Origin of the sequence: Ramlibacter henchirensis, from assembly GCF_004682015.1 — a bacterium.
GTDB lineage: Bacteria > Pseudomonadota > Gammaproteobacteria > Burkholderiales > Burkholderiaceae_C > Ramlibacter > Ramlibacter henchirensis.
In genome coordinates this window covers 869,271-883,761 of record NZ_SMLM01000002.1, presented here as the reverse complement: position 1 = coordinate 883,761, position 14,491 = coordinate 869,271, and the positions used below count along the sequence as shown (strand labels likewise).

The window sequence follows — 14,491 nt, the reverse complement described above, 5'->3', positions numbered from 1 at the left end:
CTTCGCGCGCCTGCTCCGCGGCTTCCGCAAGCGATTCTCAAAGGATAGCCGCGGCACTGCGCAGTTGCGCCCGCTCTTCAGCAGAGAAACCCCAGTCCGACAGAACCTGGTCGGTGTGTTCTCCTGGCCGTGGCGGTGGTCCCTGGATGGCGGAGGGTGTGCGTCCGAAGCGTGGAGCGGGTGCCGGTTGCACCACCTCGTCGATCTCGAGCAGGACGCCGCGATGGCGCAGGTGCGGATGAGCTCCAGCCTGCACTGGATCGAGAACTGGCGAGTAGCATGCGTCGCTGCCTTCGAACACCTCGTCCCAATGGGCGCGGCTCTTGCGGGCGAAGGCCGCGGCCAGCAGATTTCGCATGCGGGGCCAGCTCGCTCGGTCATCGCGATCGCGGAACAGGCGCTCGTCGAGCTCCAGGCGCCGGAGCAATTCCACGAAGAACGGCGGCTCGATCGCTCCGATAGCGACATGCAGGCCGTCCGCAGTTTCGTAGACGCTGTACCACGGTGCACCGCCATCGAGAAGATTGTCGGCTCGCTGGTTCGACCATTCTCCGCGGGCCATGGAGGATCTGAGCCCGGTCATCAGGGAAACGACTCCATCGATCATCGAGGCATCCACCACTTGGCCGCGCCCACTGTTGCGCGCTTCATAGAGCGCGCTGACGATGCCCAGGGCGAGATAGAGGGCACCGCCCCCATAGTCACCGACCAGGTTCAGGGGCGGCACGGGTGCTTCGCGCGAGCCGGTGATGTGCAGCGCGCCTGCAGCGCGATGTAGTTGATGTCATGTCCCGCACGCGGCGCGAGAGGGCCGTCTTGGCCCCAGCCGGTCATGCGCGCATAGACCAGCCGCGGATTTTCGCCGAGGCACGCGTCAGGACCCAGCCCGAGCCGCTCCATCACGCCGGGCCGGAATCCCTCGACGAGCACGTCGGCTTGTCGGGCAAGGCGGCGCACGGCAGCACGCCTGCAGGCGACTTCAGGTCTACCGCTGCGGAGCGTCGCCCCCGATTGATCAGGTCCAGGCGCGGATCCCGGGACGAGGGCCTGGATTTCGCGCGATCGATCCGGACAATCTCGGCGCCCATGTCCGCGAGGAGCATGCAACAGAATGGCGCCGGTCCGATTGCCCCAATTTCAACTACTTTCACTCCAGAAAGTGCGCCCATCGCTTAGCTTTCGGTCCACGCAAGCGTTGCCTCGCACGACAGGACGCCGCGGCAGACGGTCACGAATTCGGCGGACGGTTAAGGAAGCATTCGCCGACCGTACGGGCGGCGGCTTGGAAAGGCTTGGGCCAGTGAACCGGCCAGGCCAAGGAACAGGATAGCCGTGAGCTTTGTCATGGCATGCCTTCTTCAGTTGACCTGCGCGTTGGCACGCCGGATGAGATCGCCCCAGCGGGGAATGTCCTTCTCCAGAAAGCGAGTGAACTCGTCTGGTGTCATCGGCGCGGGCATGCCGCCAAGCGAGACGATCCTGCTGGTCACCGCAGGGCTCTTGATGATGTCCACGATGGTGGCGTTGAGCTTGTTGACGATTTCGCGCGGCGTCCCCCGCGGCGCGGCGATGGCGAACCACGAAACGATCTCGTAGTTTGGGTAGCCCGCCTCCGCCATCGTAGGCACCTCGGGCAGCATCGGGCTGCGCTTGGACGACGTCACCGCCAGCAGGCGCAGCTTGCCCGCCTGGGCCTGTGGGATCGCACTAACCAAGCTCGTGAAGGTCATCGGCACGTGGCCGGCAACCACGTCGGCAATGGCTGGGGCGTCACCCTTATAAGGGACGTGGTTGAGTTTCACGCCCGTCACCATCTGGAACAGCTCGCCCGAGAGGTGCTGGCCCGTCCCTTGCCCGCCAGACGCATAGTTATATTTTCCGGGGCTGGCTTGCGCGAGCTTGACCAGCTCGCCCACCGTGTTGACCGGCTGCGTTGGGTTAACCGCCAGGACCGATGGCGCAAAGGACACCATGGTGATCAGACTGAAGTCCTTCAGCGGGTCATAGCTCATGTTCTTGAACATGCTGACATTCGCGGCAAGCGGCCCTTGGTAGCCAAAGAGCAGCGTGTAGCCATCGGCCGGCGCCTTGACCACCATCTCAGCGGCAATCATGCCGCCCGCGCCGCCGTAGTTCTCCACCACCACGGTCTGGCGCAGCCGCAAGTACATCTCTTGGGCGATGAGCCGTGCCTGCACGTCCGAGGAGCCGCCGGCCGCTCCTGCGACGAGCATACGAATCGGCTTGGTTGGATAGTTCTGGGCGAAGGCACCGCTAGCGGCAAGGCAACCGGCCATCACCACGCCGACTAGGATCCGTTGAATGATGGCTGGACGCTTCATGTGACCAAGTCCCTTCGCATCGATTTCCGTGCCGATCCCCAAAGACAGCTTGCGCGTTTTCATCACTCTGTGTCTCCTCTTCTGCTATGCAGCACGCTGCACTCTATGCAAATTGCGCAACGAGGGCCAATAGTAATTGCTACGACCTGACATAACGAGCGCGAATGGCGAGCGCCAATCGGTCTGACTTTGGCGAAGCGGCGTGGGCCCGCTTCATTCGCTGTCGTTAAAGGTGTGGGCGCCGTGCCGCGCGGAAACTCGGAGGCCAGCACGAAGTCCGGCTGCGAGGTGGCTTCGGCTCCCCGCGCGGTCCGCGCCCATCCCCGCAAGGATTTTCTCGGTGATGATGTGGCCCATGGTCAGATGACTCCGTCAGCCCGCATGGAGGCCGTGTTCCGGTCCGTCAGGCCGAGCAATTCGCGCAACACATCATCCGTGTCTTCGCCCAACGTAGGCGCGGGCCGGATCTGAGGGCCGGGAGTGCCTGCCATGTGCGGCACCACACCCTGCATCCTCAACGGGCCGAGGCGCGGATGTTCGATCGTGGCGATCGTCCCCCGTGCTGCATAGTGCGGATCGTCCACGATGTCCTTCACACCGCACAGGGCCGTGGCGTAGATTCCGGGCTCGACGGCATCAAGCTGCGTGCGGAAGCAGCGCGGCGAGTACCTGTCGTTGTGGGCCGCCATTGAATCCTTGCGCCGCAGATTGGCTACGGTGGCCCAGGTCCAGACCTTCGCCGCGGTTATATCTGCTGACAACAATTGGTATTGGCGAGTCTGCGGCGAACGACATAGATTCGCCATGGTTCATTTTGTATTGGCCGACGTTCTTCACCCCAAGTACAGGGAACGAGGCAACATTCGCGCAAGCAGGCGGTGCAGTCAAGCTTCCGCGAGAAGTGCGTCAACAAGGATAGGAGAAATAAGTGATGTCGAAATTCGGTTTCGCTTTTCTGGCACTATTAATGTCGTGTCAAGCTGCAGCGCAAATCTCGGACGATGTGATTAGGATTGGCTTAATAACGGACCTGTCCGGGCCCTACGTGGATGTCGATGGTCCTGGGGGTGTCGAGGCAATTCGCATGGCCATTTCCGATCTTGACGGACAGATTTTGGGAAAGAAGGTCGAGCTGATCACGGCGGACCATCAAAACAAAACAGATATTGCCGTTAGCAAGGCGCGGGAATGGCTAGACACGCGGGCCGTCGATGCAATATTCGCAGGAGGCGCCTCAGCTGCCGTGCTGGGCATATCCCGGGTCACAGCGGAGAAGAGGGTTCCACTCATTGTGAATGGCGCGGGGAGCTCGCGATTGACAAACGAGGATTGCACGCCGTATACGGTCCACTATGCATACGACACTGTATCTTTAGCAAAGGTTGGGGGTGCGGCCCTTGTGCAGCTGGGTCTAAAGTCATGGTACTTCATTGCACTAGACACCGCATTCGGTGCTTCGACAGTGAACGACACAACGACCGTGATCAACGCAAGCGGCGGCAAGGTGGCTGGTGTGAGTAGACACCCGGCGAATTCGCCAGACTTTGCATCGTATGTGACTCAGGCAATTGCATCAAAGTCGCAAGTTCTAGCGCTGGCCAACGCCGGATCCGATGCTGTTAACGCGATCAAGAGCGCGAAGGAATTCGGCGCAACGAAGGCAATGAAGCTTGCGGGATTACTGTTATTCATCGGGGATGTCCATGGACTTGGCTTGGAGACCACACAAGGCATGTACTTGACTGACAACTGGTATTGGGATTTGAATGATCAGTCCCGCACTTGGTCGCGTCGCTTCTTCAGCATGATGAAGAAGATGCCTGCAGGCACTCAGGCTGCGCAATACTCTGCGGCGACGCATTACCTGAAAGCCGTCAAGGCTGCGGGGACTGACGCTGGCGAGAAGGTGATGGCAGCGATGAAGGCGGCGCCAATCAACGACATGTATGCACAAGGTGGGAAGATCCGCGAGGACGGTCGAATGGTCCACGAGATGTACCTCATGCAGGTGAAGGCACCAGCGGAATCGAAGTACCCATGGGATTACTACAAGATCGTGAAGCGGGTTTCGGGCGAGCAGGCGTTCACTACGAAGTCGGAGTCTAAGTGCTCCCTTTGGAAGTGATCACCCAAAGGAAATGCGTTGTGCATTCAGCCGGTGCCGCGTACCACCCTGTTTCCGGCGCTCGCGTGAGCCCACATCGGCTTCCCCCCATCTGCGCCACCCATACGCCCTCCGTTGCTGCGCCTGGCGCGTTTGACCTTCCGACGCCCGACGGTAGCGGGCACTGTGTGGAGGTGCGAGCGGGGAGGTTTGACGATGGTAGCCGCGGGCAACGTTGCGGTGAGCAGCAGGGGGTCCGGGCTACCCAGGGCGTGGCGCTCCGCTGCGTCCCGGGATGACCGTCGGGTACATCCCATCGTGCCGGCTGTTCAGCAAGCGGCTAGCCCGGATGTTTCAGCGACTTTCGCACAAGCAGGTCGGCACCGCCCTTTGTTCGCCCGTTAATCGGCCTTCGCCCCCGAAGCTTTCACTACAGGGCCCCACTGCTCGATCGCGACTTTAATCATTTGGTTCATCTGTTCCGGAGTGCTCGCGACAATGTCCATGCCGACCTCGACCATGCGCTTGCGGAACGCCGGCGACTTGCTGCCCTGAAGCGCCGCAGCATTCAACTTAGAAATGATCTCCTTCGGCGTGCCTGACGGCACGGCGAGGCCCATCCACACGGAGGCTTCGTAGCCGGGTACACCCGACTCGGCGATGGTCGGCACATCGGGCAGCAACGCCTCGCGCTTCTCACCGGAAACGCCAAGCGCGCGCATTTTGCCCGCCTTGATTTGTGCCAGCGTGCCGGGAATGTCACCGAACATCATATCCACGTGTCCACCGAGCAGATCGGCCTGAGCCGGTGTGCTGCCCTTGTAGGGAATGTGCGCGATGTCTACTCCCGCCATCTGCTTGAACATTTCTCCCGCCATGTGTGTCGTCGAGCCGCTTCCACCCGAAGCAAAGGTGAGCTTGCCCGGCTGCGCCTTAGCCAACTGGATGATGTCCTTCACCGAACGGGCATTCATGGTCGGCTTCACCAGGAGGACGTAGCGGTGCGCCACCAACACAACTACCGGTGCGAAGTCCTTGTTCGGGTCGTAGTTCAGCTTTGTGTAAAGCGCCGGGATGATGCCGTGCGTGCTGCTGGCGGTGAGGACCATCGTGTAGCCGTCGGGTGCGGATCTGGCCGCCATCTCGCTGCCGACGTTGGGGCCCGCGCCCACTCGATTTTCAACGATGAACGGTTGACCCAAAACTTCACTCATCTCTTGCGCTATGGCACGGGAAATAATGTCAGTGGATCCCCCTGCCGCGTAGGGGCAGATCAGTCGCACAGGCCTGGAAGGATAACCTTGGGATTGGGCGCTTACGATTTGCGGTAGCAGCAGGCCGGTAGATGCGGCGCCCAAGACGGCGGCACCTCGGGTAAGGACACGGCGGCGTGTGGTCATCTAGATGTTCTCCTGATTGATTCGGGTTGAGCTGTTTAAAGCTCAGTTGACGGATAAGCTCTTGCAATCAACAGATCGTTGACCGCGAAGGACGTCCAGTCTGGCAACGTGTCATATGCAAGGTACACAGGTGCCTGGCCTACCTGATTCCGAGTCGTTGACGTTCCGCGAACACAAAGTCTTCTTGATCCCGCCGTGCAACGGTCCATTGGGGCAGCATCTGCGGGCCATTCGGATCAACGTCGACGATGGTCCTCCACCCCATAACAACAGTCCGATGGATAATTTTCCAAAGGCCGTCGCGTCGTTCGAAGCGATCTATATATCGATGTGCCCCGAACATATCGCTCTCGCCGCCGGGCTTGCCCTCTGCCCCGCCAGACAATTGAGCTAAACTCGCTTTTCCATCAGCAGAATATCGCTGCACGCTCCAGATGTAAGTTTCGGCCAACGCACTATCCGGACTTGCAAACTCAATGAGCATGTTGCTTACTTGATGCATCGAGAACGGGATCTTCTCGTGACGCTGCCGGATCCATGCGACCAACCCCTCTACGTTGCCGGAGTAGATGCCGTGATCATCAATTGCGTCAGGGTGGAACACTTCTTTGATAGCCGAGAAGTCAAGTCTATCGACTGCTCGGCACCATCGAAACATTACGTCCTGGATGGCGAGTCGGTCGGCTACGCGCTCGGCTGAGTAATCGTCATTGATCCGTGTATCCATGTTGTCATCCAATAAAAAAAACGCGGTGGAGTTAGGGTGCGGGGGGCGGGGCACTCAATTCGCGACAGCCTCGCCGGTGGCGAGCAGTTGCACTGCCGTCGGTGCATCCGCATAGGCGTCGGCGCGCGGCGGAATGGACAGCGTCAGTACTTCGGCGCCGCCCTTGCCTGCGGCCATGCTCGCCGTTTCGCCCTGAGGCAGGAAGAAGTGTTCCCACTGTCCGTAGCTGCGGCCTTCATGCTCGAGCGTGCCGTTGATCACGAAGATGAAGCAGCCTTCGCTGCCGTCGACGTGGTGGACGGGATAGCTCGAGCCGAGCGGCATACGGTTCAGGCGCGCGCCCATGCCGGCTTCCGCCGGGATGACCACTTCTTCCGACATCGCGGTGCGCGCGGCGAGGGCCTCGGGCGTGGAGCGTTGCAGCGCGTCGGACGTGGCGTGCCGCTTGGGACCCCGCGGCATGCGCGTGCGCGCTTCGGTCGACGGAACCATGCCCATGTCGAAGCGGGAGCGGATGGTGAAGTACTTGAGGCCCTGCGGACCCGAATCGATCGGGCCGTAGCCTGTGAACGCGCCCGCATAGTGCACGACCACGGGGCCGAGCTCCCGCTTGCCGATGCTGCCGGCACCGTCGATGAAGAGCTGGAACTGGTTCTCGCGATGGAAGTGCGACTGCAGGTGGTAGTTGGCGGGTTGCTCGGCCAGGAACACGGTGGGCGTGACGCCGGGCTTCTGGCCCGAGTCCATCCATTCGCTCTTGTGAAACGTGCCGCCGTCGACCTGGACGGGGCGGCGCTTGGCTGTGCCCGAAGCCCGAGTGCCTGTGGTGATCATGCTGGTCTCCTCGGAACAACGCCGGCGCCACGCCAGCGCCTCGCAGAACGTCATTCCTTGATTTTCGAAATGGCGGTCATCTCGCTCCACGCGGTGACCTGGGCTTTGATGAATTCGCCGAAGGCAGCCGGGTCGAGGTATTCGACTTCCCAGCCGAACTTGCGGTTGATGGTGTCGACGGCATCGGCCTGGTTCAGAACGGTCCGGCAGGCACCGTCGAGCCTGGCGACGATGGCCGGGGCCGTGTCCGCGGGCAGGGCCAGCCCGGCCCAACCCGCGACGGAAAAGTCGTAGCCCGCTTCCTTCATCGTGGGGACGTTCGGCAGACCGGGCAGGCGCTTCGTGGACGACGTGGCTAGCGCGATGAGCTTGCCGGTCTGCACGTGCTGCGCCACCGACGAGACGGTTTCGAACACGATCGGCACGTGGCCGGCGAGCACGTCGGTGACCGCCGCTGCGGAGCCCTTGTACTGGACATTGAGGAGGTTGATGCCTGCCTTGTGCTGCAACATCTCCATGCTCATGTGGCTGCCGCCGCCGTTGCCGGGCGACGCATAGGCGAGGGGCTTGCTGCTGGACTTGGCCAGGTCGACCAATTCCTTCACGGTCTTCACGCCCAGCGTCGGCGAGACGGTGAGGATGTACGAGATCGTGCCGACAAGGCAGACGGGCTCAAAATCGTTGACGGGCGAGAAGGGCATGTTCTTGGCGCCGCCGGCGAACGCGTTGGAGCCCGCCCACACGAAGGTGTAGCCGTCGGGGCGCGACTTCGCGACGTAGTCGGTACCGACGATGCCGCCGGCACCGGCCTTGTTCTCCACCACGACCACCTGGCCGAGCAGGGCCGAGAAGCGCTCCGCCATCAGGCGCGCGGCTCCATCGCTCGAGCCGGCCACGGCAAAGGGCACCACGAATCTCAGCGGCCTGTTGGGGTAGGGCTGGGCTGCGATGCCGCATGCGAGTGAGACTGCGGCGACGCCAAATGCGATGCGAATGAAATCCATGCCTGTCTCCTTCGCTTGCGCCAAATCCTGCGTAAAACGCCCGCAATCGTTATGCGGAGGGCGGCTTGAAGTCCCCTTTGTAGCCGGGTAGTTGGATTCCCATTGCCGGATTTGATCCGACGATGCCCGCATTCTTCGGAAGGGCAGCAAGGACACCACGAGCGTGCGCATCGACCGTGTCAACGTCCCAGAACGGTTCATGAAACAGCTGATGTGTGGGCTGGCTCGTACCATAGATGGTCACCTTTGGTCCGTCGATGCCGATCAAACGCCCTGTCACGTGAGCAGCCGCTTCCGAGGCAAGCCATACGACCGGACCCGCTGCCTCATGGGGTTCAAAGAACCCAAGGTCGCGCGCGCTTGGCACCGCTGATTGACCCAATTCCTTAAGCTTGGCCCGCATTTTCTCGATCCTCGGCATGGTCGTTGCGGTGCGGACGCCCGCGCGGACGGCGTTGACGGTTACGCCGAACTCAGCCAATTCCAAAGCCCAACTGTAGGTCGCAGTGAGAACGGCACCCTTACCTGATGCGTAAGCGGAGGTGCCCGCCATCCCATAGAGTCCGGTTGCTCCAACCATGTTGATGATTCGACCACCGCCTCCCTGCGCAACCATTGCTCGCGCCGCAGCCCTGCACCCGTAAAAGACGCTGTTCAGCACGGACGCGATCCTTGAGTCCCAGTCCTCGTTCGTCATGTCCAGCAAGGAGGATGGCGCATTGCTACCGGCCGCATTGTTGATCATGATGTCGAGTCGCCCGAACTTCGAGCGCACAGTATCGATGAGTCGCTCTACCTGCGACACATCGGACACATCGGCGGGCACCCCGATGGCTCGACCACCGGCGGCGTTGATCTGGGACACGGCCTCATCGATAGCGGCTTGCTGACGGCCGTTGATCGCCACATACGCTCCTCGCTCGGCCAAGCATTCCGCAATACTGCGGCCCCACCCTGCGGCGGAACCGGTCACTATTGCTACCTTGCCGTCCAGCCGGACAGGCTTCCCTGGCGTCGCATCCTTAGTCATGTCCATAGACTCCATTCTTGTTTCCAGCAGATTCGGTAGAACGTCGAGGGGCGACAAGTCGTCACGGTGCTCCCTCGCTGAACAAAAAATGTAGGTTGGGACGCGACCGGTAGCAAATACCAAGTAATCCCAGCAGCTATAACCTGGCCTAATGGGACGACGGGACTCACACATCGACTGGACCCGCCGCCGAGGGAAAGCACTAGCTGACCGGGATGAATCGCGCAGCGAAGTGGATTTTCGGCGGTGCATTCCCAGGGCGGCGCAGGCTGGCGCTGAGAATGCGGTGAAAGGTCCGGACAGCGAAACTACAAACCGTCCTTGGGGGCTGTCTGAATTTTGTGTTGAAGGCGCTGGGACTTGCCCACGGGCGGCGAGCGTCGCTTGCTACGAGCGACGGACGCGGTAGCAAGTCGGTCTGCGTCTCATGCTGGTGTTTTCGTGAATCGCTCTTCGTAGAAGATCGCGAACTGGTTCGTTGCCTCTTTACAGTTTTGCGCCGCTCGCCCCCCGGCGGTTATGTTGCGCAACGCCACCAGGTCAGCTTGCTCGGCAAGCGTCATCGCTCGGGAAGTGCCCGCGTGACTTGATGATCTTGCGGAGCCTCGCGTTGATGCTCTTGATCGCATTTCGTGTGCATCACCCTCCGGATCTGACGGATCTGAGGCGGAACGCGAAAACGCAATCACTGGGCTCCGCGCACGTCGTCGCGAGGCGACCGTGCGTTCCATTAGGCTGGGTTATAGCTGCTGGGATTACTTGGTATTTGCTGCCGGTCGCGTCCCAACCTACACTTTTTGTTTAGCAAGGAACACCGTGACGCGATGCGCACGTTCGTGATGTGATTGCTGCCCTTCCGAAGAATGCGGGCATGGGTGGATCAAATCCGGCAATGGGAATCCAACTGCTTGCGGTCGGGTGGGATCGCGAACACATCACTCGCGTGGCCAGCAACATCGAAATGGGGCCGCGTGTGTCCTGGCTCCAGCCTGCGCCACAGGATCGCACTCTGCTTAGCCAAGGATGTGATGCACCGCGAACGTGACCCCTGCTCAGGAGAAGATGCTTGGACCATCCGACTGCTGTAAGCGAGCTCAACTTAAAGCTTTTCCACCGGTCGCCGGTCGGCAGCCTTGACTTGGAGATCCAATTCGGTCCCTGACCTGGAGACATAGATGCACAAACTAATCAAGATCGTTCTTTATCCCGTGGCCGTGGCGGCGGCTCTCGCCGTGGGCGTGGCCTCCGCGCTCGCGCAGAGCGACTACCCCAACAAGCCCATCCGCATGGTAGTGCCGGGCCCGGCCGGCGGCGCCACCGACCTGATGGCGCGCGACCTGGCAGCCAAGCTGTCGGAGTACCTGGCGCAGCCCATCGTGATCTTCAACCAGGCCGGCGGCGGCGGCATGATCGCCGCGACCACTGTGGCGAAGGCGCCCGCGGATGGTTACACCGTGCTGTTCGGCAACCAGGGCCCGCTCGCGGCCAACTACGCGCTGTACGACAAGGTGCCCTACAACGTGCAGACGGACTTCGCGCCTGTCTCCCGCTGGGCCATCATCCCGAACGTGCTGCTAGTGAACAACAAGGTTCCCGCCAGCAACGTGCAGGAGCTGATCGCCCTGATCAAGAAGGGCGACACGTCCTGGAACTACGGCTCCGGCGGTAATGGGACCGGTACACACATCGCGGGCGCGGTGTTCGTCAAGCGCGCGGGCGTGCGGGCCACGCACGTTCCATACAAGGGCACACCGCCCGCGCTGATGGACCTGATCGGCGGCCAGATCCCGATGGCCATGTCAAATACGGCGGACTCGCTGTCGCACATCACGGCTGGCAGCTTGAAGCCCCTTGCAGTGACGTCGCTGACGCGCGTTCCGGCATTGCCGAACGTGCCGACGCTCGCCGAATCGGGCCTGCCCGGTTTTTCCGTCGCGCCGTGGTTCGGCGTGGTCGCGCCCGCCGGCACGCCGCCGGACGTGATCGAGAAGCTCAACTCCGCCATCGCACGGGCCGGCAAGGTCCCGCAGCTGGTCGCAAAAATCAATGGCCTGGGCGGCTCGATCGCCACGGGTACCTCTGCCGAGTTCGCCGACTTCATGAAGAAGGACGTGGACCACTGGGCGGTTCTCATCAAGGAATCCGGCGCGAAACTCGACTAGACCTCCGCGGGTCCCGCCGCGTGAAAGCATTGATCTGCGGGCGCTACGGCCCGCCACGCGAGATGCTCGCCATCGAAGAGGTGGCGGCGCCGTAATCCCCCGCGCAGTTCAGCCCGGGCACCGAATTCGCGGGAACGGCCTCGCCTTCGGCGAGGGAGTGGACTCTTTCGCGATGGGGGACCGCGTGATCGGCTTCGACGGCCATGGGGGCCTCCCGCAGTATTGCGCCAAGGACGCCGGCAATGTCGTAGCGCTCGTTTCAATGGCGCGGATGCGTGCCGATAAACGAGTCATCACGGTACTGCGGTCACTGCACAGACCATCGGCGCTCATTGATCAGCCTCTCTCCGGAATAGCTCGCAGCAGAGCATGCCTCCGCCTTTAAGAGCCGAAGGACTCAGAACCCAGTAGCGTACTGCCGTTCCTCTTTAACGAACTCCTCCAGGCCGAGCACATGGTTGAGCTCGTGCAGGGTCATGACGTCCGGCCTGGAGTGGTCGTATCGGCCCGCGTCGCGTAGTTCGTCCAGGCATTCCGATACGGCTTGGGTGGCGCGCCGCATCGTGGTAAGAGGGTAGAGAACGAGTTGGTACCCCAGGGCCAGGAGTTCCTCGCTGGAGACGTCGAACGCCCAGCTGCCCATCGTGACCACCAACGGTCCTTGTACGGCTTCCCTGTAGCGCACCAGGTCGTCTCGGCTACGAGGTCCCATGACCATGATTGCGTCTGCCCCCGCTTCGCGATAACGGGCGCCGCGCTCGATAGCAGCTTCGAGCCCCTCATTGGGAATGGCATCGGACCGCGCAATGATTAGGAAATCCGAGCTGGCCCTTGCGTCGGCGGCCGCGCGCAACTTTCCGCACATCTCGCCCGCATCGATCAGCTTATGACCTTGCATGTGGCCGCATTTCTTGGGCAGCGACTGATCTTCCAAGTGGATTGCCGCAGCGCCAGTGCGCTCGAACTCGCGAACGGTCCTCATAGTGTTGAGCGCGTTGCCGTGACCGTTATCCCCGTCGACGATGACAGGTAAATCGACCGCAGCGCATATGCGTGCAGCCTGGTCTACCATCTCGTTCAATGTCACCAAGCCGATATCTGGGTAGCCGAATGTGGCTGCGACTTGAAAGCCGGACATTGAAACGCAGGGAAAGCCTGCCCGCGCCACCAAGCGCGCCGTCAGCGCATCGCCGACGCCTGGGGCCGTGATCAGCCCTCCTCGGTCCAACAATTCAGTCAACTTTGCGGCCATACCGTGCCTCTTTCTGTTGTTACATCGTGCGTTATTAGATACCTTGTCCCGCCGCACTCTGGCTATCTCGTCTTCGGACATCCCCAGCATGCGCGCGGACGGTTGACCACCGCAAGTGCGCCGAATGCCGAGAGCAGCGGACGAAGCGTCAGGTGACGATTTCGGCCGGCTGGGCCAACCGGCCCGACACCTCACCAAGTACCGTCGTTCGATAAAGACGGCGCGCGTATCCGAAGTCGTAGTCGTCCAGCGCCAAGTGAGTGGCGCTGCGGTTGTCCCAAATGATCAAATCTCCGGGAGCCCAACGGTGGCGATAGGTGAACTCCGGGCGCGATGTGTGCCGGAACAAGAAGTCGAGCAGCGGGCGCGACTCTTCCAGAGTCATGCCGACGATGCTTGCGGAGGCGAACTCGCTCACATACAAGGCCTTGCGCCCATTCTCCGGATGCACGCGTACGAGGGGTTGGGCGACCGGCGGCTGGCGCTTGCGCACTTCCTCGTACTTGCCAACATTGTGGCGTGCAATCGTGAGGTCGTGAATGCACCACAACGGATCGACGACCTTCTTCATCGTGTCTGAGAGCTCGTCGTAGGCGAGGAACATATTGCTGAACATGGTGTCGCCCCCGATCGGCGGAATCTCCTCGCAGCGCAGCAGCGAAGCTTGGGGTGGGTTCACCGAATGAGACAGGTCCGAATGCCACTGCGCACCGACGCGCAGGCGATTCTCTCCCGGAATGTTGAGCACAGGAAGAATCTCGTGGGCATCGGGATCCCGCAAGCGCGCAATCGCGTCATGGTTGTCTAGGGTGCCGAAGCGCCGGCTGAATGCCACATGCTGTTCGTTATTGAGCGTTTGGTTGCGGAACAACAGGATCACGTTGTCGGTCCACGCTTTGCGGATATCCTTGAAGGTGGCCTCGTCGATGTTCGACCTAAGGTCTAGGTCCAAAACTTCGACGCCGATTCCTGAGGAAAGCTGGCGCGTCTTGATTGGCACTTTTAAAGTCTCCTTGTACCGCATTCGCGGTAACTTCAGCTGTTGTGGGAAGCAAGCACTTTAGCTTCCTCCGTACGGCATGGCCAATAGAGTTCGCATCCGGTAGGTATAACCTCGAGTGATGGCGGCGCCTGTTCGCGCTTGCTTGTCGCGATCATGTCGACGGTCGGCCCGGAAGCTATGAGGCCGGTGAACTCAAATGACCCCAGTCAACGTTTCTTCTTAATCTGATCCGCGCGGCTCCCACTCCTTCGGGGCGTGTCAGGGGCTTGGGGCGACAACAGAGAAGCGCTTTCCGCTGAGGCCGAATGTTCCGAATGGCGGACGCGGGATTTCCCGCTGTTGAGGCGGCCTCCTGGTCTGCACTTGCAGGCCCCGCGGGAGCGCCGGCAGACATCATCAGACAGATAACGGGGAAGTTAATCGGACTGATTAAAGCACCCGAATTTCGCAATGAAGATGGTGGAGAGGAGGTCGACCGTTCACCGGAAAAATTCCAGAAATACATAGCCTTTGAGGTCAAGAAATGGGGCAAGGTTGCGCACAGCATCGGTCGCACCATCGACTGAACACTGGTCACCCTCGCACCGCCGTCCGCACACGACTCGACGAGATCGCCGTCAGGTCCATCAAGTC

13 protein-coding genes and 2 pseudogenes are annotated in these 14,491 nt (G+C 61.3%); 3 read left to right on the top strand and 12 right to left on the bottom strand.

Features of this window, described 5'->3' with window-relative positions:
* Positions 1-37: 37 nt before the first annotated feature.
* From EZ313_RS16970 to EZ313_RS16960, 3 genes and pseudogenes are all read right to left on the bottom strand, one after another.
* A pseudogene (locus EZ313_RS16970) lies at positions 38-1,169 on the bottom strand (CaiB/BaiF CoA transferase family protein).
* 189 nt (positions 1,170-1,358) lie between these two features.
* Entirely contained in the window at positions 1,359-2,405 is a 1,047-nt protein-coding gene (locus EZ313_RS16965) for a Bug family tripartite tricarboxylate transporter substrate binding protein (protein ID WP_240788683.1), read from the bottom strand.
* Positions 2,406-2,701: 296 nt separating this feature from the next.
* Positions 2,702-3,031 (bottom strand): CoA transferase, encoded by a 330-nt coding sequence (locus tag EZ313_RS16960; protein ID WP_240788682.1) that lies wholly within the window; start codon positions 3,029-3,031, stop codon positions 2,702-2,704.
* A 242-nt stretch (positions 3,032-3,273) separates the two neighbouring features.
* Here EZ313_RS16960 and EZ313_RS16955 point away from each other — a divergent pair, with 242 nt between their 5' ends.
* A complete protein-coding gene (locus EZ313_RS16955; RefSeq protein ID WP_135264696.1) occupies positions 3,274-4,467 on the top strand; it encodes an ABC transporter substrate-binding protein in 1,194 nt (397 codons plus the stop codon).
* Positions 4,468-4,847: 380 nt separating this feature from the next.
* Here the strand turns inward: EZ313_RS16955 and EZ313_RS16950 are convergent, their stop codons facing one another.
* The 6 genes and pseudogenes from EZ313_RS16950 to EZ313_RS16925 all read right to left on the bottom strand — a co-directional run.
* Positions 4,848-5,846, bottom strand: coding sequence for a Bug family tripartite tricarboxylate transporter substrate binding protein (locus EZ313_RS16950; RefSeq protein WP_135264447.1), 999 nt, complete (start codon positions 5,844-5,846; stop codon positions 4,848-4,850).
* Positions 5,847-5,985: 139 nt separating this feature from the next.
* A complete protein-coding gene (locus tag EZ313_RS16945) occupies positions 5,986-6,573 on the bottom strand; it encodes a nuclear transport factor 2 family protein (protein WP_135264446.1) in 588 nt (195 codons plus the stop codon).
* Between the two features lie 54 nt (positions 6,574-6,627).
* On the bottom strand, positions 6,628-7,407 hold the full coding sequence (locus EZ313_RS16940) for a cupin domain-containing protein (RefSeq protein ID WP_135264445.1): 780 nt from the start codon (positions 7,405-7,407) through the stop codon (positions 6,628-6,630).
* A gap of 50 nt (positions 7,408-7,457) precedes the next feature.
* Entirely contained in the window at positions 7,458-8,411 is a 954-nt protein-coding gene (locus EZ313_RS16935; RefSeq protein ID WP_167772627.1) for a Bug family tripartite tricarboxylate transporter substrate binding protein, read from the bottom strand.
* 49 nt (positions 8,412-8,460) lie between these two features.
* Positions 8,461-9,447 (bottom strand): SDR family NAD(P)-dependent oxidoreductase, encoded by a 987-nt coding sequence (locus EZ313_RS16930; protein WP_167772626.1) that lies wholly within the window; start codon positions 9,445-9,447, stop codon positions 8,461-8,463.
* Between the two features lie 419 nt (positions 9,448-9,866).
* Positions 9,867-10,077 (bottom strand): annotated as a pseudogene (locus EZ313_RS16925) (IS256 family transposase); the annotation flags it as partial.
* A gap of 539 nt (positions 10,078-10,616) precedes the next feature.
* Between EZ313_RS16925 and EZ313_RS16920 the strand changes: the two are divergent.
* Positions 10,617-11,603 carry a Bug family tripartite tricarboxylate transporter substrate binding protein gene (locus EZ313_RS16920; protein WP_135264442.1) on the top strand — a complete coding sequence of 329 codons (987 nt, stop codon included), beginning with the start codon at positions 10,617-10,619 and terminating at the stop codon, positions 11,601-11,603.
* Positions 11,604-11,646: 43 nt separating this feature from the next.
* Here EZ313_RS16920 and EZ313_RS23325 read toward each other — a convergent pair whose 3' ends face one another.
* The 3 genes from EZ313_RS23325 to EZ313_RS16910 form a co-directional block, all read right to left on the bottom strand.
* Positions 11,647-11,808 carry a hypothetical protein gene (locus EZ313_RS23325; protein WP_167772625.1) on the bottom strand — a complete coding sequence of 54 codons (162 nt, stop codon included), beginning with the start codon at positions 11,806-11,808 and terminating at the stop codon, positions 11,647-11,649.
* A gap of 192 nt (positions 11,809-12,000) precedes the next feature.
* The gene (locus EZ313_RS16915) at positions 12,001-12,855 is read right to left on the bottom strand and encodes an isocitrate lyase/PEP mutase family protein (RefSeq protein WP_167772624.1); all 855 of its coding nucleotides are present in this window, start codon (positions 12,853-12,855) and stop codon (positions 12,001-12,003) included.
* 148 nt (positions 12,856-13,003) lie between these two features.
* Positions 13,004-13,879 carry a TauD/TfdA dioxygenase family protein gene (locus tag EZ313_RS16910; RefSeq protein ID WP_135264440.1) on the bottom strand — a complete coding sequence of 292 codons (876 nt, stop codon included), beginning with the start codon at positions 13,877-13,879 and terminating at the stop codon, positions 13,004-13,006.
* Between the two features lie 293 nt (positions 13,880-14,172).
* Between EZ313_RS16910 and EZ313_RS16905 the strand changes: the two genes are divergently transcribed.
* Entirely contained in the window at positions 14,173-14,424 is a 252-nt protein-coding gene (locus EZ313_RS16905; protein ID WP_205960417.1) for a type 2 periplasmic-binding domain-containing protein, read from the top strand.
* Positions 14,425-14,491: the final 67 nt, after the last annotated feature.